The organism is Wolbachia endosymbiont (group A) of Volucella inflata (assembly GCF_947250665.1).
GTDB classification, from domain to species: Bacteria; Pseudomonadota; Alphaproteobacteria; order Rickettsiales; family Anaplasmataceae; genus Wolbachia; species Wolbachia pipientis.
This window is the reverse complement of the sequence record NZ_OX366338.1, coordinates 404,965-430,204: the sequence shown is the minus strand read 5'-3', so window position 1 is coordinate 430,204 and position 25,240 is coordinate 404,965. Positions and strand designations below refer to the sequence as shown.

General features: G+C 35.5%; 19 protein-coding genes and 5 pseudogenes. 9 read left to right on the top strand and 15 right to left on the bottom strand.

Annotated elements, in window-relative coordinates; all coding sequences use genetic code 11:
* The first annotated feature begins 83 nt into the window (after positions 1-83).
* Together elbB and OOK85_RS02220 are read left to right on the top strand one after the other, a co-directional pair.
* Complete coding sequence (elbB, locus tag OOK85_RS02225; RefSeq protein WP_264703770.1) at positions 84-791, top strand: isoprenoid biosynthesis glyoxalase ElbB; 708 nt, start codon at positions 84-86, stop codon at positions 789-791.
* 174 nt (positions 792-965) lie between these two features.
* Positions 966-1,274 (top strand): hypothetical protein, encoded by a 309-nt coding sequence (locus OOK85_RS02220; protein ID WP_264703768.1) that lies wholly within the window; start codon positions 966-968, stop codon positions 1,272-1,274.
* Positions 1,275-1,276: 2 nt separating this feature from the next.
* On the opposite strand, the gene OOK85_RS02215 is transcribed toward OOK85_RS02220, so the two are convergent.
* Entirely contained in the window at positions 1,277-3,103 is a 1,827-nt protein-coding gene (locus OOK85_RS02215) for a peptidoglycan D,D-transpeptidase FtsI family protein (RefSeq protein ID WP_264703766.1), read from the bottom strand.
* A 20-nt stretch (positions 3,104-3,123) separates the two neighbouring features.
* On the opposite strand from OOK85_RS02215, the gene ispH reads away from it, so the two are divergent.
* From ispH to hemA, 4 genes are all read left to right on the top strand, one after another.
* Positions 3,124-4,053, top strand: a complete 930-nt coding sequence (gene ispH, locus OOK85_RS02210; RefSeq protein ID WP_264704132.1) for a 4-hydroxy-3-methylbut-2-enyl diphosphate reductase — start codon at positions 3,124-3,126, stop codon at positions 4,051-4,053.
* A 913-nt stretch (positions 4,054-4,966) separates the two neighbouring features.
* The gene (gene htpG, locus OOK85_RS02205; RefSeq protein ID WP_264704130.1) at positions 4,967-6,862 is read left to right on the top strand and encodes a molecular chaperone HtpG; all 1,896 of its coding nucleotides are present in this window, start codon (positions 4,967-4,969) and stop codon (positions 6,860-6,862) included.
* 37 nt (positions 6,863-6,899) lie between these two features.
* Positions 6,900-11,081, top strand: coding sequence for a host RNA manipulator TomO (locus OOK85_RS02200; protein WP_458694284.1), 4,182 nt, complete (start codon positions 6,900-6,902; stop codon positions 11,079-11,081).
* 64 nt (positions 11,082-11,145) lie between these two features.
* A complete protein-coding gene (gene hemA / locus OOK85_RS02195; protein WP_264703762.1) occupies positions 11,146-12,360 on the top strand; it encodes a 5-aminolevulinate synthase in 1,215 nt (404 codons plus the stop codon).
* On the opposite strand, the gene OOK85_RS02190 is transcribed toward hemA, so the two are convergent.
* The 4 genes from OOK85_RS02190 to OOK85_RS02175 form a co-directional block, all read right to left on the bottom strand.
* Positions 12,323-13,030 (bottom strand): inositol monophosphatase family protein, encoded by a 708-nt coding sequence (locus OOK85_RS02190; protein WP_264703760.1) that lies wholly within the window; start codon positions 13,028-13,030, stop codon positions 12,323-12,325. The two genes, hemA and OOK85_RS02190, sit on opposite strands and share 38 nt — an antisense overlap.
* Before the next feature lie 8 nt (positions 13,031-13,038).
* Positions 13,039-13,605 (bottom strand): elongation factor P, encoded by a 567-nt coding sequence (gene efp, locus OOK85_RS02185; RefSeq protein ID WP_006279719.1) that lies wholly within the window; start codon positions 13,603-13,605, stop codon positions 13,039-13,041.
* A 62-nt stretch (positions 13,606-13,667) separates the two neighbouring features.
* Positions 13,668-14,174, bottom strand: coding sequence for a ribosome maturation factor RimM (gene rimM, locus OOK85_RS02180; RefSeq protein ID WP_264703754.1), 507 nt, complete (start codon positions 14,172-14,174; stop codon positions 13,668-13,670).
* 14 nt (positions 14,175-14,188) lie between these two features.
* Positions 14,189-15,364: an aspartate aminotransferase family protein gene (locus OOK85_RS02175; RefSeq protein WP_264703752.1), complete on the bottom strand. Its 1,176-nt coding sequence runs from the start codon at positions 15,362-15,364 to the stop codon at positions 14,189-14,191.
* A gap of 65 nt (positions 15,365-15,429) precedes the next feature.
* Between OOK85_RS02175 and OOK85_RS02170 the strand changes: the two genes are divergently transcribed.
* From OOK85_RS02170 to recF, 3 genes are all read left to right on the top strand, one after another.
* A complete protein-coding gene (locus tag OOK85_RS02170; RefSeq protein WP_264703749.1) occupies positions 15,430-16,857 on the top strand; it encodes an ATP-binding protein in 1,428 nt (475 codons plus the stop codon).
* A gap of 174 nt (positions 16,858-17,031) precedes the next feature.
* Complete coding sequence (bcp, locus tag OOK85_RS02165; protein WP_264703747.1) at positions 17,032-17,499, top strand: thioredoxin-dependent thiol peroxidase; 468 nt, start codon at positions 17,032-17,034, stop codon at positions 17,497-17,499.
* Positions 17,500-17,515: 16 nt separating this feature from the next.
* On the top strand, positions 17,516-18,595 hold the full coding sequence (gene recF, locus OOK85_RS02160) for a DNA replication/repair protein RecF (RefSeq protein WP_264703745.1): 1,080 nt from the start codon (positions 17,516-17,518) through the stop codon (positions 18,593-18,595).
* Between the two features lie 1,024 nt (positions 18,596-19,619).
* On the opposite strand, the pseudogene OOK85_RS02155 reads toward recF, so the two are convergent.
* The 10 genes and pseudogenes from OOK85_RS02155 to OOK85_RS02110 form a co-directional block, all read right to left on the bottom strand.
* A pseudogene (locus OOK85_RS02155) lies at positions 19,620-19,832 on the bottom strand (TrbC/VirB2 family protein); the annotation flags it as partial.
* A gap of 9 nt (positions 19,833-19,841) precedes the next feature.
* Positions 19,842-20,045, bottom strand: a pseudogene (locus tag OOK85_RS02150) (IS110 family transposase); the annotation flags it as partial.
* Positions 20,042-20,800: pseudogene (locus OOK85_RS02145) on the bottom strand (IS481 family transposase); the annotation flags it as partial. The pseudogenes OOK85_RS02145 and OOK85_RS02150, both read right to left, overlap by 4 nt.
* A gap of 14 nt (positions 20,801-20,814) precedes the next feature.
* Entirely contained in the window at positions 20,815-21,567 is a 753-nt protein-coding gene (locus tag OOK85_RS02140; RefSeq protein ID WP_264702164.1) for an IS5 family transposase, read from the bottom strand.
* An 80-nt stretch (positions 21,568-21,647) separates the two neighbouring features.
* Positions 21,648-21,845 (bottom strand): annotated as a pseudogene (locus OOK85_RS02135) (IS481 family transposase); the annotation flags it as partial.
* A 37-nt stretch (positions 21,846-21,882) separates the two neighbouring features.
* Positions 21,883-22,656, bottom strand: coding sequence for an ankyrin repeat domain-containing protein (locus OOK85_RS02130; protein ID WP_264703742.1), 774 nt, complete (start codon positions 22,654-22,656; stop codon positions 21,883-21,885).
* Positions 22,644-23,396: an IS5 family transposase gene (locus tag OOK85_RS02125; protein WP_264702164.1), complete on the bottom strand. Its 753-nt coding sequence runs from the start codon at positions 23,394-23,396 to the stop codon at positions 22,644-22,646. Before OOK85_RS02125 ends, OOK85_RS02130 begins: the two co-directional genes overlap by 13 nt.
* Before the next feature lie 80 nt (positions 23,397-23,476).
* Positions 23,477-23,674 (bottom strand): annotated as a pseudogene (locus OOK85_RS02120) (IS481 family transposase); the annotation flags it as partial.
* Between the two features lie 37 nt (positions 23,675-23,711).
* Positions 23,712-24,485, bottom strand: a complete 774-nt coding sequence (locus OOK85_RS02115) for an ankyrin repeat domain-containing protein (RefSeq protein ID WP_264703742.1) — start codon at positions 24,483-24,485, stop codon at positions 23,712-23,714.
* Positions 24,473-25,225, bottom strand: coding sequence for an IS5 family transposase (locus OOK85_RS02110; protein WP_264703740.1), 753 nt, complete (start codon positions 25,223-25,225; stop codon positions 24,473-24,475). The genes OOK85_RS02115 and OOK85_RS02110 overlap by 13 nt, the downstream gene beginning before the upstream one ends.
* Between the last annotated feature and the right edge of the window lie 15 nt (positions 25,226-25,240).

The window sequence follows — 25,240 nt, the reverse complement described above, 5'->3', positions numbered from 1 at the left end:
CTATTAGGCTAAACTACCATCTTTTTCTCTCTTTTCATATTTTTTGTCCACAGAGCCTAGATTACATGAAATTAAGGTACTTTATGGGTGAAAAAAAATTAAAAGCTGCTGTGGTCTTATCAGGGTGTGGTCATCTTGACGGTGCAGAGGTAAGAGAAGCGGTTTTAAGTCTGCTTGTGCTTGATCAGCAGGAAGTGGATGTTAAATGCTTTGTACCTGATATCAATATCACACAAGTTATGAATCATAAAACAAACGAGGCAGTGAAAGAAAAAAGGAATGTGCTTGCAGAATCAGCAAGAATCGCAAGAGGCGAAATATATGACTTAAAAGAAGCAAAAGCTGAAAATTTTGACATGCTAGTTGTACCTGGTGGATACGGAGTTGCAAAAAATTTATCTGACTTAGCTGAAAATAAAGGCATGGTGACAGTAATGCCTGAATTTGAAAGATTAGTTTCAGAATTCTTTGTTACAAAAAAGCCAATTGGAGCAATATGCATATCTCCAGCTATCATTGTTTCAATTTTAAGTAGTAAGATAGGTAAAGAAGAAAGTAAGGTTAAGGTAACTATAGGAGATGACAAAGAACAGTTGATAGAAAAGCTTGGCGGCGAACACATAAAGTGCGATACAGGGTTATCAATAGAAGATGAAGAGTATAATGTATTTTCTTGTTCTGCTTATATGCGTAGTGACGAAAGTACATACTCTGTATATCAAGGGATAAAGCATATGATTGACAGCATGGTAAAAAAGATTAACAAAAAAACTAAACAGCCATTCCTATAAGGTGTACTAAATAAGACTTCTCTATTAATCACACAATTAACTGTTGAATTTTACATTTCTAGCTGTATTATGGCTACGTAGCTAAAGTAACTTAGGTTTATCGACGCTTTACTACTTGTTAGCGGTGTGGTGTAGTGGCCATATATGTTTAGTTTTTTTTTTAAGGTATTTTGTATGTCAGATCTTTTCTATATTGAAACTACGTGTTGTGTGGACGATCAGTGTGATGTCTATAAAGGGGAGGTGAGTTTTAATGATGTCATGTTAGGCAAGTTCAGTCTAAATTCATGCAGCGGGAAAGAAGCTATGATAAATCTAGACGTTATTACATTCGATATTAATATCGCTATCGATGGTCAAAATGGAAAGACAATAAAAAGAGACATTAAAGGTCTTGAATTTGTAACTAAAGATGATGGTTCTTGGTATATTAATAAGGATTTTGGTAATGATAAATTTGAAATTATAGTAAAGCAATCATAATTTTACATCTCAGGTGTAACATTTAGTATAGGTGCTATTCTATTTATAATGTTCCTTACTATAGGTGCAGCAATTACTCCCCCGGTATGGTGCATCCCTTGAGGCTCATCAATAGCAATTAGCACTATGTACCTTGGGTCAAGCATAGTTAGCACTCCTATAAATGATGCTATGTTTGCATCTTTGCTATATTTACCATCCACAACTTTTTCCGCCGATCCAGTTTTTCCTCCTATTGAATATGCCTTCATTTTTGCTTTTCTGCCAGTGCCATCTGTTACTGCTGCGCGTAATAATTTTCTCATTTCCCTGGAAGTTCTTCTTGAGATAATTTGCTCTCCTATACTTCTTTTATTCAACATCAAGGTTGCGTTATGAAATATCCCATTATTGATTAATGCTGCTGCAGTTTGTGCAAGATGTATAGGAGTTACAGCTATGCCATAACCATAAGATACAGTTATTAAAGTGCTTTCACTCCATTTATCCGGGATTATCGGTGTAGATTTTTCTGGTATTTCTATTTTTAAAGGAGAAAATAGCTTCATAGCTTTAAAGTACTCTACTTGTTTTTCAATACCTAATTTGACTGCAATTTTTGCTGCACCAATGTTGGATGATTTTACAAATATATCTTGCACAGTAATTTTGGGAGTTTTAGATTTGTGAAAATCCTGAATTTTATACTTTCCAATGGTGATTGGTGTTGATACGTCATATAAATCGCTGATTTTTGTAACGTTTGCATCAAGCGCTGCAGCTATCGTAAAGAATTTTAACACCGATCCCATCTCATACACCCCAAGACTGGCGCGATTAAACTTTTGTACGTCTTCTGCCTTATTCTGTAAGTTGGGATTAAAATCAGGTAGACTGACCATCGAGATGATTTCACTATTTCTCACATTTAAAATAATTCCTACTCCGCCAAGTGCCTGATATCTGCTTACAGCTTTAGTTAGTTCGTCATGTACTATGCTTTGCACTCGTGTATCTAAGGATAGTTGAACATATTGATCAGCAGAGCGTGACCATCCCTGTCGGATGACAGAAGATTGTGCAGAAGCTTGGTCTGCAGTGCACTGACACTGGAATCCAGTTTTATGCGCAATTTCATCACAAACATTGTTTTTGACATATGTTTCTGGAATCCGTTGTTCATCACGTAATTTGTCAGTATTTTTATATCTGGATCCCAGTGTCACGCACTGGATCTGTTGTGTGGGGAATTGCTGTGCAGGAATTGCTTTCAAGTTGCAACATTCATACAACTGTATATCAGGTACTTGGATAACAGAATGTTGTTTGTTTTTACTTATATATGCCTCAACTCCTGCAATACCGTTGCCATCTATGTCAGTGTAACCAAGCACGTGTGAAAATAAATTACTGTGAGGATATATACGCTTTATGTCGTCATAAAAATTTACTCCTGGTACACCAGCGTTTTTGATCGCTAGTAATTCTTTTGGAGTCAAGTGCCGCTTTATCCAAGCAAATTTCTTTTCTGAAGTAAGTACTCTATATAAGTTCTTGTATTCGAGGTCATGTAAAGTAGAACACAGTTGTGCTGCTATACTTTCCGGATTCTTTACTTTGGTTGCATCTATATATAGTGATGTTGTGGGCACATTTGTTGCTACTACCACTCCATTTCTATCTAAAATATCGGGTTGTTTATGTACTATATTATCTTTTCTAAAATTTTCTGAAGTAGTAAGTTGATCAAATGTGAAAGAGAATATGCGAAAAATAATTATTATATAAAATATAAATAGTGGTACTATAAAATACAGTGAGCGGAGCTTATTTTTAAGTAATGCTTGCATATTTACTTGATTTGACAAAAATGGAAATCATCTTAGCTGAACCACGAGGTTTTTGTGCCGGGGTAAAAAGGGCTGTGGACATATTAGCTATTACTTTAGAAAAATACAAAAACAAGTGCCAAGTTTATGTGCTACACGAAATTGTTCACAATAAATATATAGTAGAGGACTTTAAGAGACAAGGAGTGGTTTTTGTGAACAGTATCGAGGAAATTGAAGATAATGGAGGAATACTGATCTTCAGCGCGCACGGAGTATCAAAAAATATAGAAGATGAGGCAAAAAGAAAGGGTATTCAAGTGATTGATGCAACATGTCCTTTAGTCAGCAAAGTGCATAAAGAGGCAAAAAGGTATGAAAACGGTGGTAAAGAACTAATTCTCATTGGGCATGAAAACCATCCAGAAGTTAAGGGAATTAGAGGAAGAGTAAATAATCCTATCATTTTAGTGCAAACTGTGCAGGACGTACGCAATTTAAAAGTTAAAGATCCAGATAATTTATCTTATGTTACACAAACCACGTTAAGCATCGACGACACCCGTGAAATTATTGTTGCTCTGAAGCTCAGGTTTCCAAGCATAACAGGTCCAGATTTAAAGGACATATGCTATGCAACGCAAAACAGACAAAATTCTGTTAAAAAGCTAGCTGAAATTGTAGACATGATATTAGTTGTAGGAAGTAAAAATAGCTCAAATTCAAACCGCTTATTAGATCTGTGCACTGCCAGAGGAAAAAGAGCCTACTTGATTGATAATTACAGCTGTGTGAATAAAAGCTGGTTTCAGGGCGTAGAAAAGATAGGAATCACCGCAGGTGCTTCCGCTCCTGACATATTAGTTGATGAATTAATAGACTACCTAAAAGTAAACCTGAGTGTAAAAATTTCAGTTATGCCAGGTGATATTACTGAAAATGTTCAGTTTAAAATATCAAATCTGGTTTAAAACACAACTTATCTACTAAGCTTCTCTTGAAATCACACAAATCAGCATCTATAGCTAAGACGTCACACCGCGATTTATTAGACCTCTTGCATAACCATATAACAAACTTTTATTGGGAATAGAAACGAAAAAATTACTTTACAAGCTTCGCCAGCCCCCTTATCATTGTACTGAAGGTATTCAGTTATCTTCATCTGTGCAGATTAAACAGCAAGAAAACAACGTAGTTGGCGTCTTATTTTTAATTTTTTGCACTATGTGCACCTTATGTCTTCACAACATTTCTGGGTTTTTACCTATATAAGCTGAAACACGCTTATAAGTCGTTTAAGACAGTATAGTACGCCAATTTGCAGGATTAGAGAGTGAACACTAATTACCACGGGGTTTCTTTTGCCTTTTTTTCTGCTTAGTAAATTTCTTAAACATTTAAGCTAAGGTTAGTTGCACTTAAAAGCAGCTAAATTGCAGCGTTTAAGACTTAAAAAAACGCAAAGAAACCCTAGGGTAGCTAATTATTCACTATCCATTTTTTAAGTTGGCGTTTTTTGATGTTTTAAATAGCGTATTTCAGCTTGTGTAGCTAGAAATTTGATAAAGACATGAGGTGCACATAGTGCAAAAAATTAAGCATGATTTACGCCAAATATATTAAGTTTTTTTGTCATTAATCCACTGCAGAGATTGCGAAGATAAATAAATAGCTTCAGTACAATGATAAGGGGGCTGGCGAAGCTTGTAAAGTAATTTTTTCGTTTCATCCAATGCGCTGCCAAAAGTTTGTTATGCAAGAGATCCCATAAATTGGGTGTCATAATAACTACACCCACATTAATTTTGGTGTACGTGACCTTGAAAGATCGTGATTCAATACTTAAATTATTAGGGTAGTAGGCAAATAATGGAGCTCAAAATGCATAATGTACAAGAAACTGAAAATTTAAAATTTGATGCTGAGGTAGGGAAAGTACTGAATATAGTGATTCATTCACTTTATACTAATAAAGATATTTTTCTGCGTGAATTAATATCAAATGCATCGGATGCATGTGATAAATTGCGTTATGAATCTCAACTAAATCCTAATTTGCTAGATTTGAGTGATGAATTAAAAATCACTATTAGCTCCAATAAAGATAAGAACGAGCTATATATCACTGATAATGGCATCGGAATGAACAGACAAGATTTAATAGATAACCTTGGTACAATTGCAAGCTCTGGTACGCAAAAGTTCTTAGATGCGATCAAGAATAATAAAGATTCAAGTCAAACTGTAGAGCTGATAGGTAAGTTTGGTGTTGGTTTTTATTCAAGCTTTATGGTTGCATCGGAAGTAATAGTAGAATCAAGAAAAGCTGGAGAGGAGGAGTCTTGGGTCTGGAAATCCAAGGGAGATGGAGAATATTCAATAAGTAAATCAGATAATCAAGTCCCTCGCGGAACCAAAATTACACTCATTATGCATCCTGAAGAAAATGAGTTTTTAGATAAATTTCGTGTTGAAAACATTGTCACTACTTACTCTGATCATATAAATTTTCCTGTTGAATTCATAGATGAAGAAGGAAAAAGTGAAAAGTTAAACAGTAAGGCTGCAATTTGGACTAAGCCAAAAAATGACGTTACTCAGGAGGAGCACAACGATTTTTTCCGCAGTGTTGCGCATGTTGGTGGTGAACCTTGGATGATATTGTATAATAAAAATGAAGGTGCAATAGAATATACGAATTTGCTTTATGTTCCCTCTATTAAACCTTTTGATTTATTTCATCCAGATAGACGTTGCTCTGTGAAGTTATATGTAAACAAGGTATTTATTACTGAAGATAACGTACAGATCATACCACAATACTTGCGTTTTCTGAAAGGTGTGGTTGATTCACCGGATTTGCCTCTTAATATCAGCAGAGAAACGCTGCAGAATAATTGTGTTGTTGAGCAGATCAGAAAATCTCTCACTAAGCGTGTGATATCAGAGCTCGGTAAAAAAGCAAAAGAGAATTTAGAGGAATATACAAAATTCTGGACCAATTTTGGTGCAGTTTTAAAGGAAGGTCTTTGTGAAGCTATGCCAACTGATGAGAGAGAAGCGCTGCTATCAATTTGCAGATTTAATAGCACCAGTGATGAGAAGTTGATCAGCATTGATGATTATATAAGCAGAATGAAGCCTGAGCAGGAACATATCTATTATCTCACCGGAAATAGCCTCGATTCAGTGAAAAACAGTCCGCAACTTGAGGGGTTCGTCAGTAAAGGGCTGGAGGTTCTTCTGTTCGTTGATCCAGTGGATGATTTCTGGACTAGTGTAATTCATGAATATAAAGATCAAAAGTTTAAGTCTGTGACTCGCGCTGATGTTGATTTGGAAAAATTCTCTTCAGAAGAAGATAAGAAAAATGAAGAAAAAAAATCGAATGAAGAAAAAACTGAGGAAACTATATTGCAATATTTTACTACAGTGCTCGGAGATTCAGTAAAAAGCGTAAAGATCTCTAAAAAGTTGACGGACAGTCCTGTGTGTTTAGCGGTTGATGAAGGTGCTATGGATCTTCGCATGGAACGTTTTTTGCGTGAACAAAAGCAGCTAAACTACTGCACGCCAAAGGTGCTGGAAATCAACACTAAACATCCTGTAATAAAAAATATAATGAAATCTCACGCTGAAAATGGTGAAAACCCAACATTGGAAGACATGATTCATTTATTGTTTTACCAAGCTTGTATAGTGGAAGGTGAAGAGATGGACAATGCAAGCCTGTTTGCTAAGAGACTGAATAATTTGCTTGGCAAGATTTCTGTTTAATGCTATGCTTAGCTTAGTTATTAATTAGGGGTAAAACATCTTTGGTCCAGATTTTAGAGACTTTGTATCACAGGGGCAGAGTCAGTCAAGTAAAATTTTAAAAAAATCGGATTCTAGGGACTCAGGTACTGAAGAAGAATTTGAGATTTTAGGGCAAGAAGAAATTAAGGAGCGCCGCCATTCCGGGGATTCAGGTAATGAGAGTCAAGATGAGTCTGAAGTTTTAGGTAATGAAAATCAAGAGATACCAAATATTTCATATGCTAAGGATCTAAGCTTAGAAAATGAAATACTTGCAAACTTTCCTGATGGTTGTGATAGGTCGCTTACCGTAGAATTAAAAGATGAAGATTTATATGATATCATTCCTAAAAGTTTAACTTTCGCTGAAATAACAAATATCTTAAATCAAGCACAGGAAGATAATTGTGAAAAATTAGATGAGATTGTACAAGATATTGAAGATTATGAAGGCAGGTCTATTACGCTGGATAATGTAAATTTAAAGAGTTTTTGTGAGCAACAACTTAACTTAGATTTACAAGATAGAAGCGATCATCAACATATATACTCAAATGTACTATCACAGTATAAATTTGATCAAGAGGAGTTCAAGTATGATTATTCAGTAAAAGAATTGGTACTATTGGCAATTGCAGCTAATGACAAGCTGACAGAACGATATCAGGACATACTTTTTATTGAAGAAAATTTGAGTCTTTTACCTTTACTTGTTGGTGGTCAAGAATACGTTAAAGCTTTTATAGGAAGATTCCATGATACTGATGGGATTTATGATAAATTAAAAGATCAATCCATACAACTTGGCCAATCCAATAAGATTGGCTTTTTCTCAGTTATAGCATTAAGAAAAGAGCAAGAATTATTAAATGCAGTTTTTGTCGAATACGTTTTAAGAGATTTTGGACAGGTGTTAAAAACAAGTAAACCTGATCCTTTGTATGGTGTCCTTGAAACAGCGTCTCTGATCAAAAATGAAGAGTTCATCACGATAGTGCTAGATGCATTTGAAGGATATATTAATGAGCTAACTAAAAAAGCCTCAACAGAAGAGTTATTAAAAAAGAGCTTTGCTACCTTGTTAGAAACTGCGATAAGTCAAGAACACATATCTGTCGTTGAATATTTGTGCAAACGATACACTAATAGCACAGATCATGCCATTTACGGTGTATATGAACAAGCATTTGCAGATGATAAAGTTATTACAATACTAAGGCAACAAATCCTGAAAAACATAGGAGCTCGTGGCAGAAAAGAAATTTATGATTTAATTCTGAAAACTGCATTGGATGCTGGCAATATTGCATTTATCGAGCACTTGTGTGAAAAATGTGCTGAATGCAGCAACAATGTGATTAATTATCTTGATCATAAACTTAAAAATAACGAATTTGATAACACATGCAAATCAACTCTAGTTGCATTGTCTAATGTTAAAAACACAAACACAGACGTTATAGTCGAGGTGCTTTTTTACACTAAAGAAATCCATCAAAACGCATCACATAATGAGCAAGTGATTAGGCAGGTCATACAAAATATACTGAAAAATGCAACACACTACTCAATAGGCCAAGAAGATTGCTCCTTAGTCAAGGAAGTATGTTACTTATACACAGAAGAGGGTGCAATTAACGTAATTTTTCAAGAGGAGTGTAAGATTTTTAAATCTAGCATAGAAAAGCGCATAGAAGATCTGGAAAAGGAAAACAAATTATTGCAATCTGAAGCTTTACGTGAATATAATTACAGCTACTTGCCAGGTATTGTAAATGGATTAGCTCAGACTGCTTACATAGCATATGATGAATACACTAAAGATCCAAAAGACAATAAACGTCAAAAGAATATTGATCTAATATTCAGTTTAATGCAAATTAGAAATATTCTGCAATTTTCTATTGATGTGCAAGAATATCCCTGTCATAAACGTCAAGATTTGTGGGATGAAATGTACCAAACTCCTGGAACTTTTATAATACGAAAAGGAAGTAATAATGTTGCAGATGAATTAGAAATTCCAGTTATAACAAGTGACATTCTATCAGAAAATCCAGGACTTGAAAAGTCTGGCAGTCAACAACCACAAGAAAATGTGGACAGACGAGAAAATATTATGAACAATGAAGAGGCTTCAATAGAAGAAGCTATAGGTAATGATTATAGGAGGAATAAAATGGATAGAAAAGGCAAACAAAAAAATAAGAAAAATGGTGCTCAAATCAATGGCAAGCAGCCTAGTGATCTAAGCAATACTGTACCACCTTTTCAACTAACTACACCTGAAACGCCTAATGCTTCTTCAAGTGAGAATAGTTTCCAGCTTGAAGGTGATCAAGATACACAACCACTTTTACTACAGAATTCTGTGAGTGATGAAGATGTTACTGGCGATAGTGATGATAAGCGTGGTGACAGTCCTTCAGGTTCTGGTAGCAGTTCTCCAATTCAGGATATAGTTAACGAAGAAGAGCTTGTAGTAATTACAACAAGACAGCCAAATGATAGTGAGCATGATAAAACCGTGTTTAAAGAGCACCAAGGAGATGCTGCTATACAAAATACACAACCAAAAACTTTAGTAGTTGACAGCAAGCCTAGCAATACAGGTGTTGAGAGTGATGAGAAAAAACAAGCTTCTGTTCAGCCTACTGAGCATGTACCAGAAGAAAGTGCAGGACTTAAGGCACAGCCTTCTAATACTCAAGAGCAACAAGAAGTTTCTGAGACTCCAGTTCCAGAACAAACGGATGATATTGAAAGTTTAAGTACACAGGACGCTCTTGTTCTTCAAAGTGGAAGTCTTAACCCTATTACCGAAATGGGAAATACACAGAATTTGCAATCTGCAGTTTTAAGTAGTCAACAGCTTGCTTTCCGCAATGTCATTGAAATTTTCAACAAGCATGGTAGAGAGGGTTTTACTTCGCTTAAGCTTGTGGTACAGGAGTTTCTTCGCAATGGAATATCAGAAATCCAACTTCCTATCTCTAATGGTTACATTACCCTTAATTTGAATACGATCAACAAAGCAGGTTCAGAAGGATTGCAAAATATAGTAAAAGTACTTACAGATTCGTATAAGAATGGTGCACTTAATGATAGAACTCGCAATGCTATTGAGACACATGATGATATTGACGATTATAGGCTATTTTCAGAGAAAGATCCAACTCTAACACCTACGCCAGTGCCAACGCCGAATCCGATACTAACATCAATACCGGGCCAAGTGCCAACATCAGTGCCTCCAGTAACTAGTGAAAGCTCTGCTACGCTCAATAGTCCACAGCCTTCAGTAGCTAACAACAAATCTGAGCAGGTGAATGATGCTCAAACCACCACCAAGCAGCTAGAAGAGCCAATTTCTCCATCTGTTCCACCTACTGTGCATGTATCACAAAATAATATTCATGTTCAACCTAGCAACAGTACACCGACGGCTACAGCGACAAGATCTTCAATACCTACCACACAGGTGGTTCCGAAAAACGTTCCTGCTGCACCAGTGCCTCCAGTAACTAGTGAAAGCTCTGGACAAGCGGATAATGTTCAAATCAACGGCAAGCAGTCTACTAATCCAAGCAATATTGCTAATGCTTCTTCAGATGTTAACAGTAAGCCTATAACTAAAGAGCCTGTAGTAACTGAAAGTAATCAACAAAATTCACTACCACCTTTATCATCGTTTGATTTGTCTTCGCCGCAAAGGTTTGTAGATGATAAAGTCTCTTCAATTACTGGTGTTTTGCGTAGTGAAGTTTCTATTGAGGATAATACGTCTTCACTAGATATAACAGATGATGAGTATAGTGAAGACTCTTCAGTTGTTAGCGAAGATTCTTTAATTGAGGATGTAACTGATGAAAAAGAACCTTTGCTAGATAAAACAAATAAAGGGGATTCTACGCTAAAAAGTAGCAACAGTCCACAAAGTACAAAAAGTAGTAAGTTGCCTACCGTAGTTACATGGACGTTAGCAGTAGCTGGAGTACTTGCAGGAGTTGCTACACCGGTTGCATATTTTGCTTTTGGTGCTAGTCTGCTGGTAGCAGGAATAACAGCAGGTGTTGGAGCTTGTTGTCTGGTTGCCGCTACAATTATATACTACTGTACACCTAAAAGCCAAGTTGAAAACAACGAGGTTGAAAAATCTTTCAACACGGGGAAAGTACCTACTGCCGTACATGTATAATAAATATAGTAGTTTACCATTTAATAATTTATTATAATTATGTTAATTATCGGTAAATAAGGACTTGGTAAACTACGAAGAAATATTCTTGAATAAAATAAAAGATATAAAAGATGAGGGGCGCTACCGTGAATTTACGCACTTTGCGTCATTGCCAGGTAGGCTCCCCCACATTATGGACTATGAAAGAAATAGGGAAGTAATCGTCTGGTGCAGTAATAACTACTTAGGAATGTCACAAAACGAGAAAGTTATTGCCGCCATTCAAAATTCATCAGTTGGAGCAGGAGGAACGAGAAATATATCTGGTACAACAAAAGAGGTTGTCGAACTTGAAAAATCCTTAGCTTGTTTGCATAAAAAAGAGGCTGCTTTAACTTTTGCTTGTGGCTACCTCGCTAACCAGACAACACTTAGCACTTTATCGTCTGTTATTCCTGGCGTAGTAATTTTTTCAGACGAGAAGAACCATTCTTCGATGATAGAAGGCATAAAATCAGGAAAAAGACCAAAACATATATTTAGACATAATGATGTTGATCACTTAGAGCAGTTGTTAAAGTCCGTAGACACAAAAACACCAAAGATAATAGCACTTGAATCCGTATATTCAATGGATGGCGATATAGCGCCGCTTGAAGCGATATGTGATCTTGCAGATCAACATAATGCAATTACCTATTTGGATGAGGTGCACGCAGTTGGCATGTATGGTTCACATGGTGGCGGAATTGCAGAAAGAGAAGGTCTGATGGATAGAATAACCGTTATTCAAGGTACACTATCGAAGGCTTTTGGAGTGATGGGTGGGTATATAGCGTCTTCAAAGAGCTTGGTAGATGTAATAAGAAGTTCCGCTCCAGGATTTATTTTCACCACTGCTATGTCGCCTGTTTTAGCAGCGGCAGCAAAGGCAAGCGTTGAGCACCTAAAATCGAGTAACATTGAAAGGGAAAAGCAAAAGCAAGTCGTTGAAAAAGTAAAAAACTCACTGAGAAATGCAGGAATTAACTTCATTCCAACAGAAACTCATATAATTCCAATAATAATTGGCAACTCAGAGTTATCCAAAAAAGCATCAAAATTATTATTTGATGAGTATGGAATATATGTTCAACATATAAATTACCCGACAGTTCCAAGAGGAACTGAGCGTTTCCGTATTACCCCTACACCTTATCATACCGATGAAATGATAGAACATTTAACAGAGTCTCTTGTAAAAGTTTTCGAAAAGCTGTCTATTTCTGTAGCCTGTTTGCAATATCATCAGCAATAATTAACCCATTATTTTCTGTTAACCTTCCACCGCTTTCTTGCAGGAAAAGCTTACCGAGTAAAGCCTTATATTGATTAATTCCAGAGTAAATTATTCCACTGTGCCTTCCTGCCGCAAGGTATGCAAAGCCTAAAATTGTTGAACCTATGGAGCGTACATTACTATTGCCAGGCAGCAATTTATTTAACAAATTACCACTTACATCTATTAGACCCTCTTCACGGCTTTTCACTCGCATTTTTACATGACGAGATCTAAAATCCTCAAGAAAAGCACCTTTCTTTTCTTCTGCCCAAAAAGTTTCTCTAAGAGCCGGAGCATCAATTACAGCTGCCACAACTTTATTTTTATGAATGAGACAGACTGATACTGCAAAATAAACCATGCAACTAGAAAAGTTCTCCCTGCCCTCTATAGGCATAATAAACCAGGTATAAGTGTTATCTTTTACTTCTTGATCAGTATCATCTTCAAAAATAAAACCATAGTCTCGTTTGTAGTCGTGCAAGCAATCGTATATGGTTTGCTTGGATTTTGAATAAGTTTTATTAATAAAGTCTGCTGATTTAACATTAGAAATTTGCAATTCATTAAAATCGCGCATAAGCTGCTTGGAAGCATTACGCACAGAATCAAGCATCACATTAATTCGTGGTGATGAGAGGGACATTCTTCCTTTTACTCTTTCACTCTTTCATAATAGCTGTCACCTGGAGTATATACTACAATTTTATCCTCTTCTTTTATAAATTGAGGCACGTTAACGCGCATTCCGTTTTCCAAAATTGCAGGCTTATAAGAAGCAGTAGCAGTTTGTCCTTTAATAACAGACTCTGTTTCTTTCACAGCAAGTGTAACATAATCAGGCACATGCGCAGAAATTATTTTGTCTTGATAAGCTACAACTTTAATTTTCATGTTATCCTGTAAATAAATTTTTTTTTCTCCCAATAAGTCCAAATTTATAGTGATTTGCTCGTAATTACTTGGATGCATAAGATTTACAATGTTTCCTTCAGTGAAAAGGTAAACATATTCCTCTTCATCTAAAATTGCCCTTCTGATTGTTGCATCAGAGCGAAATCTTTCATAGTGTTTTGCTCCGGTCTTAATATTTTTCATTTCAGCTTGTATGTATGCACCACCTTTACCAGGTTGAGTATGCATAATACCTACAACCAAAAATAATCCGCCGTTATGTTCCAACACCTGACCTGGTCTGATATCGTTAGCTCTTTCTGCCATAATTACATTTTCAGTTTGATCTTACAATTATAAATAGCTTTATATAAATATCAAAGTCTTTATTAGTCAATAAATTCTGGCATATTTAATACTATACACCTCCCCTTTATATTTATATGTGAAAATATCTCTTTAGTGAAAGATAGCATAATGCGTTTTTTTGTGCTGATAACTAAAATTTCTAATATATCCCCTGAGCCGAAATTATACACAGATTTTACATAGCCATATAATTCATTACTTTTCAGCCTTACTTCCATATCTACAAGGTCACTTTGGTAAAATTCATCCTCATCATTTAGCTCTGGTAACTTGCTTCTTTCTATATATAGCTTCTTATTCCTCAAAAGCTCTGCTTCATTACGGGAATTTACTCCGTTTATTGTAGCTATTACTAAATTATCACCTATGACGGATACTGAGTCTATTTTATAATTCTCATCACCACTTATTAGCTCACCATATAAGGAGATATTTTCGGGCTTTTCGGTGAAAGTTTTTACTTTAACAGCCCCTTTAATTCCGTGGGGAGAGGTAATAATTCCGAGGCATACCAGATTGTCGTTCATATTAATGCAAGTATCTAATCAGAAGATTTCTCAGATAAGTATTGTCTAAGAATCTCAATTCCTTCATCAATCTCTTTTTCAGTAATAATTATTGGAGGTAAAATTCTCACAACGTTATCTGATGTTACCCCAACAGTCAGCAAGCCGCGGTGACTTAATTCTTCTGCGAACTTTTTATTGTTTGCTTTCACCTTTATTCCAAGCATTAACCCTTTCCCTCTCACTTCTTCTATTATTGAAAATTTACTTGCTAAGTCTTCTAGTTTATTTTTTAAGTATTTACCTCTAATTTCAACATTTTTCAAAAAGCCGGGGCTGAGCAATTCTTCGAGTACAGCATTACCTACTGAGGTTGCAAGCGGATTGCCACCAAAAGTGGAACCGTGCATACCAACTGCCATGTATTTAGCAGCATTTTCAGTCGCAAGACAAGCCCCTAGCGGAAACCCGCCGCCTATTCCCTTTGCAAGAGCACATATATCAGGTTCCACTCCTATATGTTCGTATGCAAATAATTTTCCTGTCCTACCAGCACCGCATTGCACGCAATCAAAAAATAACAATATGTCATTTTCATCACACAGCCTTCTTAGTTCTTTCATAAAGACTTCATTCATTACTTTGATACCACCTTGCCCTTGTATTGGTTCTATTAATATAACGCCTATACCACTTGAAATTGCTTTCTTTACGCTCTCAATATTGGGCTCGATGTTATCACACCAATCAATGTAGGGATTTAGTAATTCAGAAAATTTCTGTTTATCGTTTGTAGCACAAGTTAAAAAGGTTCTTCCATGAAATGCACCATGAAATGTTAAAATTCTGTGACGATTTTTATTGCCTTTTCCATTTTGATAGATCCTAGCAATCTTAAGCCCACATTCTACTGCCTCTGATCCAGAATTTGAGAAAAATACAGTGTCAGCGAAACTGTTGTTTATTAATTTTTCTGCAAAATTATTGGCAGCAGGTATATTATAGGTATTTGATATATGCCATAATTTTTCTCCTTGCAATTTAAGAGCACTAATTAATCGCGAATTAGTGTGACCTAAGCTACTAACGGCTATTCCGGAGTGAAAATCTACGTAGCGCTCACCATCAACATCATATAGGTAGATACCTTTGCCATGAGAAAAATTTATATTAACAGGAGAATAAACTGGCAAAATAGGAGAAATTGTCATAAAATATTATATGCTAAATTTTATTATTAATAACATAAAAACCGTTGTTTCACAATAAGAAGGATATGTATAAGCTAGGTAAATTGATGTTTTTTGCGTTGAAGAAAAACAAATACACAAAAGTTATTGTATTACTCTCATCGATCTTTATGATTTTATTCAGTGTGATATATTGTAATCATTTACTAAGGAGTAATTTCCTTTCTTCTTACCGTGATTCAAGTGTAAACTTAAAAAGCGTACTGGAAAATGGCATAATAAAAAAATACCATTATTTACTAATAGAAAAGCATCACATTAAATACAAAAATTTTGACTACATAAACCAACTAGTAAAACTACGTGCTGAATTATTACAATCAGTGAGCAAAGTAAAGGATTTCAGCTTAATACTGTATGATCAAAACGGCAGAATAATATTCAGTAATTTTAACACTCAAGATTATGATTATGAACAGTTACTTACAAACGATGAAATTGATAAACTATTAAGTAACCAAGAAATATTTTATACTACAGGAAATACATCAACTTCTATTTTCCCTATATTCCATGAAAATAGCGTTAAACCGTCGTTTTTTTTGAAGATTCTTCGAAACTACAATAATTCTTATGTTATAGCATATGGCCTGTTTTTAACATTTTTGGGCCTATTATTAATAATCTTAATATTAATAATGTTCTATTTGCACTTTTCTAATACCCAAATGCTAGCCAAGCAACATAAAACTAACATTGAATTACAGCAGATAAAAGAGACATTAGAGCAAGAAAATGCAAACAAGCTAAAGTTTTTTGCAAGCGTTACACATGAATTACGCACACCTCTTAATGCTATTATTGGATTTGCGGAGTTGATCAAAAATAAAACTTTAGGTTCAATGGATAATTCTCAATACAAGGAGTATGCAGACGATATATATAATGCAGGAACACACTTACTTACCTTAATTAATGATGTGCTCGATTTTTCTAAAGCTGAATCAAGTAGTTTAACAGTAGAAAAAGTGAAGTTTAACCTGAACAAAATAATGGATTCATGCGTAAATATGCTATTACCTAAATTAAAAGAAGCCGGGATTAATTTAAAAAAAGAGATGACTAATAAACAATTATTAGTCATTGCAGATCCCAAGAGAATGAAACAAGTTATAATAAATTTATTATCAAACTCAATCAAGTTTACTCCCAAAGATGGTTTAATAAGAATGGTGATAAAAGAAAATATAGAAAAAAACTTATTAACTATTGAGTTTCATGACAATGGAATAGGAATAATGCAGCAGGACATATATAAAGTTATGTCTGTTTTTGGCCAAGCAGATTCGGGGTATAGAAACGAAGGTACGGGCATCGGATTGCCGCTAAGCAAGAAATTAGTAGAGTTAATGGGTGGAACTTTTGACATTAAAAGTGAAGCAAAACTTGGTACTACGATAACATTGAACTTCTTTTATGAAGAACAAACATGTGAAGATTCGATTGATTTTTAATAGGATCTATTGATATGGTCTTGAAAACCACACTTTATCAAAAGCGGCAAGCCGAGAAGGCAGTTATCAATAAGCCCCCTGTCAAGAATCTTATCTGTGTTAGCTATATATAAAATTTGATACTCTGACTACAATATACTACTATAGATAGAAGTGTTATTAATGGAGCAAGATATGGAGTTAGTAGTAGGAAATAATGCACCTGATTTTAGCTTACCAACAGATTCTGGTGAAAATTTATCACTGAGTGAATTTTTTGATAAAAAAAATGTAGTTCTCTATTTTTATCCTAAAGACGATACTCCGGGTTGTACGATGGAAGCAAAAGGCTTTAGAGATAAAATAGATGATTTTTCTTCCCTTGACACAGTGATAATTGGTGTATCAAAAGATAGTGTTAAGTGCCACGCTAACTTCAAAGCAAAATATTCTCTGCCGTTTTCTTTAGTTTCTGATGAGAATGCTGAAATGTTGGGAAAATATGGTGTTTGGGTAGAGAAAAGTATGTTTGGCAAAAAGTATATGGGAATAGAACGCACTACTTTTTTAATAGATAAAAAAGGTAAAATAGTGAAGATCTGGAAAAATGTAAAAGTTAGTGGACATGTTGATGAGGTTCTGGAAGAAGTAAAGAGAATATAAACTAAAGAATAGGTTAATGGCTACCCATTGCTACATAAAAAAGCTGAAATTACATAATTTTCGTAGCCACTCAAACTTTGAACTGGATTCAGATGATAGCTCAGTTGTAATAACTGGCAAAAACGGTATTGGTAAAACTAATATACTTGAAGCAATCTCGTTGCTTGCTAAAAGCAATGGAATGAAAAAAGCAAAAGCCAGTGAGATACAAAATAGATTCAGTAATGAAGATTGGGTAGTGCACTATGATTTTTTTAATGGAATGGATTTTAATTCAATTGGTATCGCAAAGAGTTTTGATAAGAAACTAATACAAATTGATGGAAAAACGCAATCGAGTTATTCATCTTTGTATAAGATATCCAATGTAATATGGCTGATTCCACAAATGGACTATGTTCTTCTTAATTCTCCAAGTGACAGATTAAAATTTTTAGACCGTATAGTCTCACTGTTTGAGGAAAATTACACTTGCTGCTACATGAAACACAGAAAAGCTAAACGTGAGCGAAGTAAACTGTTGAGAGAGAACACCTTGGACGAAAATTGGCTCTCTAGTCTTGAAAACATAATGGCCGTTAATGCAGTTAGTATTTTACGTATGCGATCGTCTGTTTTAAAGACACTACAAGACACAATTGATAACCATTCCAGTGAGTTTTTTCCGAAGGCAAGTTTGAAATTCAGCAGCCAGCTAACTTTGGACGATACTGCAGAATATTTTCAGAATCGTCTAAAGGAAAACAGAGAAAAAGATTCATTGACTGGTAGAGTAACCTTTGGTGTGCATAACGATAATTTTCGGGTTTTTTGTCAAAAAAGAAACGTACCAATAAATCTGTGCTCCACTGGAGAACAAAAGTTATTACTGCTTTCTATTATTTTATCCAGTGTAAAAGCAAGGTGTATTCATTACAATAAGGCACCACTTCTTCTACTTGATGATATAATGTCTCATCTGGATAAACATTACAGAAAGGCGTTAATAGAGGAAGTGTTAAGTATTCAATGTCAAACTTGGATAACTGATGTAAATCAAGATAATTTCAATAGCTATCTTTATTCTTTCAAGTTTTTTGAATTATCAAATGAATAGTACCTCTTTCAAAGCTCATACAGGCAACTCCCAATTGTAAATTCCGGCAATTAAACCTCAAACCAAAACATTTCTGTTTTTTTTACTTTAAATTAAATGCAAAAGTTACTTTACAAACTTCGCCAGTCCCCTTATCATGAAACTGAAGCTATTTATTTATCTTCGCAATCTCTGCAGTGGATTAATGACAAAAAGCTTAATGTATTTGGCGTAAATCATGCTTAATTTTTGCACTATGTGCACCTCATGTCTTTATAAAACTTCTAGGTTTCTACCTATATAAGCTGAAACGCGCTTATAAAGCGTTTAAGACAGCAAAAAACGTCAAATTGACAAGGGAGAATGTGAATACTAGCTACCCTAGGGTTTCTTTGCCTTTTTTCCTGCTTAGCAAATTTCTTAAACACTTGCGGTGTAGGTTAGTTGCAAGTTAAAAGCAGCTAAATCGCTCTTAATCAAGCGTTTTAGAATAAAAAAAACGCCGATATTTTAGTACATAGTAAATAGCCAACCACCACAGGGCTTCTTTTGCCTTTTTTTTGTTTGGTAAATTTTTTAATATTTATGGCAACATGAACTGGGATGATACTATTATAGAGTGAAATGAGATCCCAGTGCCCCTATGATGTCATTCCAGCGCGTGACGCTGGAATCCCAAAAAAGGATGATGTCATCCCAGTGCTTGACACTGGGATCCAGAAAACTTAACTTTAAATAAGTGGCTGCATAATAAAGACTAGATCCCAGTGTCACGCACTGGGATGACAAAAAAAGGGGCTACTCGGATGACAGGCTAGCCTGACAACCGTCATCCCGCTGCTTGTTAGCGGGATCTAGAGATACCGTGACGGTATGCGGCGGCATGACGATAAGCCTTGTCATTCCAGCGCGTGACGCTGGAATCCAGACTTTAACTAATATGATTACAGAAAGAGAATTTATTAGGTAGTCATAGACACTGAAAGTGGTAAAACTTACCACTTTCAAGTAAAGAAAACTACGTTTACGCCTCCTATAATTTCTATTACTTATTCGCTACTGCACCGTCTCTACAAATCACACCTCCTGGTGTGATTTTTGAAACGACTACAGGAGCGCCAAAAAACACAGCAGTAAATGCACCGAGTGCAAAAAGCGCTGGCCACGGCATTCTGCCGAATATTGCAAGCAACGCTGCACCAATTATCACTATTGTGATCATTGGTCCACCTATGCCGTGAGTATAGCCTATTATCTCCTAAGAAACTCACTCAACTAACTCTTCTTGTTGAACTAATATGTAGCCAAATTCGCTCGCTTTTTTGATCAAATTTTTTACAGTTCTATCTTTATAGCGTGTTTCATAGTATTCCATTCCTTTTTCTACATATTTCTGTCCGTATTTGAGCATACTATAAAATATGCATGCCATTTTTCTTGCAGTAGCTGTTATTGCTTTTGGTGCTCCTAGGTGTATGGTCCCAGAGTGTGATGGTGTGGATTTAGTATAAATAATTCTGGAGACTGTGTCCACTGATAACATATAAATTCATAAGGAGTAAGACCCTTAAGAGTTTTGAGTCTCTTTGCATAATTATAAGCCATAACAAAGTTATAAAGGTGTTCTTTAAGTTGCTGGTGCGATTGATAGTAATACTTCTTAACTGTAGCATCCTTTAAAGTTTTATTCATACGCTCGACTTGCCCATTCGTCCAAGGATGGCTAACTTTTGTCAAACGATGTTCAATAACATTCTCTTCGCAAACTCTATCAAATATATGTTGGAAAGCATACTTATGACGCTTCTGGTTTGTAAATTGTATACCGTTATCTGTCAAAATAGTATGGATTTTATACGGTAAAATTCTAATCAAATTACGTAAGAACTCAGCAGCTATGGGTTTTGTAGCACTGTTACGCAACTCAACATAGGTAAATTTGGATGTCCTATCAATAGCAACAAACAAATGTAATTTGCCCTCCTCAGTTCTAACTTCAGCAATATCAATATGAAAGTAACCGATAGGATATTGTTTGAATTTCTTTTTTGACTTAACTTCTCCATCAACAGTTGGTAATCTGCTAATGTTGTGTCTTTGTAAACAACGATGCAAGCTAGAGCGAGTCAAATGCGGAATTGTAGACTGCAGAGCGTAAAGGCAATCATCTAGTGGCAGTAGTGTATACTTGCGAAATGTAACTATTATAGCTTCCTCTTCTAGGCTCTGTGGACAAAATTTTAGAGAAGCCATACAAGAGCTCCAACAAAATTGAGAAAACCCATAAAAACCTCAGCAGTTTTATCAAATCTGGAAAAAATGCGCCTAAAATTTTTAATTTTACCAAAAAAACACTCAATCAAATGACGTTCTTTGTAGATATGCTCATCGTAATACCTTTGCACTTTTCGATTCCGTTTTGGCGGAATAACTACTGTACATCCCTTGTCTTCAAGACTTGTAACAAAGGCATTGCTATCGTAGCCCTTGTCAGCTACTACAGTAGAGTTATAGATACTTTCGGTCAACACTTGTGCCTGCGTAATTTCATTTCTTTGACCAGGAGTCAGAGTAAATTTAAGTGGATTTCCAAGTGCATCGACAAGCGCATGTATTTTAGTTGTAAAGCCACCTTTGCTCCTCCCTAAAGCTTCTTGATCCTTGGAGTTTTTTGTATATCCAGATGAACATGGATGGCCTCGGATGATCGTACCGTCGATTATAGCAACTTCTAAATCAGGCTCTTGTTTAGTATATTCAAGCAATTTTTTCCAGACATCTCTTTCACACCATCTTTTAAATCGCTTATGTATACTCCTGTAATTACCATAAGTTTTTGGTAAAAGTCTCCATTGGCAACCACTTCGCACTATGTACCACACTGCCTCTATGAATATTCTTAAACGTTTTTCATCTTTGCTGTGCATTCCTTTTACGCTTTTTATGAACTCTAAAATTTGTTTCCAATTTTCCTCTTTGATGTAATATTGCATATGGTAGTTTCTCCATTTTTTACCTATTAGGCTAAACTACCATCTTTTTCTCTCTTTTCATATTTTTTGTCCACAGAGCCTAGCGTTAAAACAGTCGATCTTGGACGCTTTGGACCCATATCAGCATCTTTCGTAAATGAACGTTTTCTCCACTTAATAATAGTTTTTGGATTAAGGTTATAATGCTTGGAGAGTTTTGCTATGCTCTCTTTTCTATTTTGTATTGCTCTACGAATCGTCTGTGTTGTTTTGGCGCACCCATGTAATATTTGTCCCATAACTCCTCCTTTGATGGTATTTTTTTCTCATATTTTATCATACCATCACACTCTGGGACTGTACACCTAGTAACACCTCTTTAGTTTTTGTTTTGTCTAATTTATCCTTAAGCGTTGCTTTTTCACTTTCTAGATCTTGTATTTTTCGTTTTAGTGATTGATTCTCTTCCTTTAGTTGAGCACGTAATTCTTTTGACTTAACTTTACGTTTTTTAACCCTTTCTGCTTCTTCTGGAGTTTCCGTTGTATTGTATGTTTCGGAATGGGAAGAAGTACTAGGTACGGCCTCAGATAGCTGACCATACATACCGTTTAGTCTATCTATTAGGCCTTCATCCTTTATCAATGAGCGATCTGCTCCATATTTCATCAAAAGGTTGGCTGATTCTTTTTTGTCATTTGCAAGAGCGTAACATAATGGAGTATACTCAGCTTTGTCTTGTGCATTAACATTTGCTGCATTTACTACTAGATATTCTGCAATCTCTACACAACCATATGCAGCAGCATAATGTAAAGGGGTCCATCCATCTTTATCCTGTACATCAATTTTTGCTCCACATTTTACCAAACGTTTCACTGATTCTTCATTGTTGTTTGCAGCAGCACGATGTAAAAAAGTCAATCCATTTTCATCTTGTGCATCAATGTCTTCTCCATTTTCTAATATAGATTGGCCTAAAGCTTCAGATCCATCTCCATCAAAACATATTCCACTGTCGTCACTACTACTTTTATTTAAAAAGGTCTGTTCACCATTATGTATAGTATACTGCTCTAGGCTCTGTGGACAAAATTTTAGAGAAGCCATACAAGAGCTCCAACAAAATTGAGAAAACCCATAAAAACCTCAGCAGTTTTATCAAATCTGGAAAAAATGCGCCTAAAATTTTTAATTTTACCAAAAAAACACTCAATCAAATGACGTTCTTTGTAGATATGCTCATCGTAATACCTTTGCACTTTTCGATTCCGTTTTGGCGGAATAACTACTGTACATCCCTTGTCTTCAAGACTTGTAACAAAGGCATTGCTATCGTAGCCCTTGTCAGCTACTACAGTAGAGTTATAGATACTTTCGGTCAACACTTGTGCCTGCGTAATTTCATTTCTTTGACCAGGAGTCAGAGTAAATTTAAGTGGATTTCCAAGTGCATCGACAAGCGCATGTATTTTAGTTGTAAAGCCACCTTTGCTCCTCCCTAAAGCTTCTTGATCCTTGGAGTTTTTTGTATATCCAGATGAACATGGATGGCCTCGGATGATCGTACCGTCGATTATAGCAACTTCTAAATCAGGCTCTTGTTTAGTATATTCAAGCAATTTTTTCCAGACATCTCTTTCACACCATCTTTTAAATCGCTTATGTATACTCCTGTAATTACCATAAGTTTTTGGTAAAAGTCTCCATTGGCAACCACTTCGCACTATGTACCACACTGCCTCTATGAATATTCTTAAACGTTTTTCATCTTTGCTGTGCATTCCTTTTACGCTTTTTATGAACTCTAAAATTTGTTTCCAATTTTCCTCTTTGATGTAATATTGCATATGGTAGTTTCTCCATTTTTTACCTATTAGGCTAAACTACCATCTTTTTCTCTCTTTTCATATTTTTTGTCCACAGAGCCTAGCGTTAAAACAGTCGATCTTGGACGCTTTGGACCCATATCAGCATCTTTCGTAAATGAACGTTTTCTCCACTTAATAATAGTTTTTGGATTAAGGTTATAATGCTTGGAGAGTTTTGCTATGCTCTCTTTTCTATTTTGTATTGCTCTACGAATCGTCTGTGTTGTTTTGGCGCACCCATGTAATATTTGTCCCATAACTCCTCCTTTGATGGTATTTTTTTCTCATATTTTATCATACCATCACACTCTGGGACTGTACACCTAGTAACACCTCTTTAGTTTTTGTTTTGTCTAATTTATCCTTAAGCGTTGCTTTTTCACTTTCTAGATCTTGTATTTTTCGTTTTAGTGATTGATTCTCTTCCTTTAGTTGAGCACGTAATTCTTTTGACTTAACTTTACGTTTTTTAACCCTTTCTGCTTCTTCTGGAGTTTCCGTTGTATTGTATGTTTCGGAATGGGAAGAAGTACTAGGTACGGCCTCAGATAGCTGACCATACATACCGTTTAGTCTATCTATTAGGCCTTCATCCTTTATCAATGAGCGATCTGCTCCATATTTCATCAAAAGGTTGGCTGATTCTTTTTTGTCATTTGCAAGAGCGTAACATAATGGAGTATACTCAGCTTTGTCTTGTGCATTAACATTTGCTGCATTTACTACTAGATATTCTGCAATCTCTACACAACCATATGCAGCAGCATAATGTAAAGGGGTCCATCCATCTTTATCCTGTACATCAATTTTTGCTCCACATTTTACCAAACGTTTCACTGATTCTTCATTGTTGTTTGCAGCAGCACGATGTAAAAAAGTCAATCCATTTTCATCTTGTGCATCAATGTCTTCTCCATTTTCTAATATAGATTGGCCTAAAGCTTCAGATCCATCTCCATCAAAACATATTCCACTGTCGTCACTACTACTTTTATTTAAAAAGGTCTGTTCACCATTATGTATAGTATACTGCTCTAGGCTCTGTGGACAAAATTTTAGAGAAGCCATACAAGAGCTCCAACAAAATTGAGAAAACCCATAAAAACCTCAGCAGTTTTATCAAATCTGGAAAAAATGCGCCTAAAATTTTTAATTTTACCAAAAAAACACTCAATCAAATGACGTTCTTTGTAGATATGCTCATCGTAATACCTTTGCACTTTTCGATTCCGTTTTGGCGGAATAACTACTGTACATCCCTTGTCTTCAAGACTTGTAACAAAGGCATTGCTATCGTAGCCCTTGTCAGCTACTACAGTAGAGTTATAGATACTTTCGGTCAACACTTGTGCCTGCGTAATTTCATTTCTTTGACCAGGAGTCAGAGTAAATTTAAGTGGATTTCCAAGTGCATCGACAAGCGCATGTATTTTAGTTGTAAAGCCACCTTTGCTCCTCCCTAAAGCTTCTTGATCCTTGGAGTTTTTTGTATATCCAGATGAACATGGATGGCCTCGGATGATCGTACCGTCGATTATAGCAACTTCTAAATCAGGCTCTTGTTTAGTATATTCAAGCAATTTTTTCCAGACATCTCTTTCACACCATCTTTTAAATCGCTTATGTATACTCCTGTAATTACCATAAGTTTTTGGTAAAAGTCTCCATTGGCAACCACTTCGCACTATGTACCACACTGCCTCTATGAATATTCTTAAACGTTTTTCATCTTTGCTGTGTATTCCTTTTACGCTTTTTATGAACTCTAAAATTTGTTTCCAATTTTCCTCTTTGATGTAATATTGCATATGGTAGTTTCTCCA